The following is a 1,027-nucleotide window of genomic DNA, read 5'->3' as shown; positions in this document are numbered from 1 at the left end:
GGAAGCAATCCCGGCTGGATACTGACCCACTCGACTCAAACCGGGACCTAAAATCTTCTGCCGCGCAGACTCCTAGGATTAATCGGCGGGATCCGGTTGAGAACAGTGAGGATGACGAATCTGGTGAAGATCAGGATTTGGCTGCGGAGTAGGGAGACCGAGACCGGTTCATATGCTGAGTGGTGGCGGGCGCTGGTGGTAATTTTGTATGCTTGCCGTCCCTCGGTAGTTACTTCCAACGCTAGGGAGAACGGTATGTCTTTCAGGAAAGGGGAACTCTATGGATAGGGATGATTATAAGGAATGCGATGTCAGTGACACTGAATCGATCAAGCAGTATGTAGGAGCGATTCAGAACCAGGACAAAGAGCTGGTACTTTCGGCTGATGGGAAAACCGCTGGGGCAATCCTCACTGCCGAGCAGTATGAGTGGTTTCTGTATCAGCTGGATGCGCATCAGGATTTGAGCTTTGTGGATGAGCGCTCTAAGGACCGCGAGGGCTCCCAGGATTTGGACGATTTCAAAAAGGAGATTGGAGAATGAGTAACGACAGGGAACGTCAGCTGACGGCTGAAGAGCGCACGGAGATTGCGAAGCGGAAAGCGCAGATGGCCAGTGAGAAGAAATCTGGAGAAGTCGAGGACCTGGATGTCCTCAAGAAGCTTCACCCGTAGACCCGCCGTCGTGTTATCAGAGCCCTCGATCAAATGTCCGAAAACTCCAGACTGCATGGTGCTGTCCAGTTGTCGGGGTATGTGGATGTGTATCGTGTCAGGGTTGGGCATCACCGCATCGTCTATCGCATCTTTGACGATGAGCTGGAAGTGCTCGTGCTGGATGCGAAGCCCAGGGGCGAGGTGTACAAGAAGTATTAGCCAATAGGCACACTGTTCTGTTTCCTGGGGAACAGGACAATCTCCATCAAGAGTACCGAGAGGCCATTGGGCCTTAGCCCGAATTTCTCATGAATGGCCGAAGACGGCGTTTCTGCCAGTGTAGTGGCTCCGGGCAAGGCTCGCAGCGGTC

General features: G+C 53.3%; 3 protein-coding genes. All 3 read left to right on the top strand.

What is annotated here, in order from left to right:
* The first annotated feature begins 280 nt into the window (after nt 1-280).
* The 3 genes from AC1RQI_RS16915 to AC1RQI_RS16905 are packed head-to-tail and all read left to right on the top strand — an operon-like array spanning nt 281 to nt 876.
* On the top strand, nt 281-544 hold the full coding sequence (locus AC1RQI_RS16915) for a hypothetical protein (RefSeq protein WP_481905781.1): 264 nt from the start codon (nt 281-283) through the stop codon (nt 542-544).
* Nucleotides 541-675, top strand: a complete 135-nt coding sequence (locus AC1RQI_RS16910) for a hypothetical protein (RefSeq protein WP_481905780.1) — start codon at nt 541-543, stop codon at nt 673-675. The genes AC1RQI_RS16915 and AC1RQI_RS16910 overlap by 4 nt, the downstream gene beginning before the upstream one ends.
* Nucleotides 676-690: 15 nt before the next feature.
* Nucleotides 691-876 (top strand): type II toxin-antitoxin system RelE family toxin, encoded by a 186-nt coding sequence (locus tag AC1RQI_RS16905; RefSeq protein ID WP_481905782.1) that lies wholly within the window; start codon nt 691-693, stop codon nt 874-876.
* Nucleotides 877-1,027: the final 151 nt, after the last annotated feature.

This window comes from Salicola sp. AFF1 (assembly GCF_056783195.1).
This window is presented reverse-complemented; position numbering and strand designations above follow the sequence as displayed.

Bases quoted from the DNA above. Each gene is read 5' to 3' on its own strand.
- AC1RQI_RS16915 (WP_481905781.1), top strand. From the start codon at position 281: ATGGATAGGGATGATTATAAGGAATGCGATGTCAGTGACACTGAATCG.
- AC1RQI_RS16910 (WP_481905780.1), top strand. From the start codon at position 541: ATGAGTAACGACAGGGAACGTCAGCTGACGGCTGAAGAGCGCACGGAG.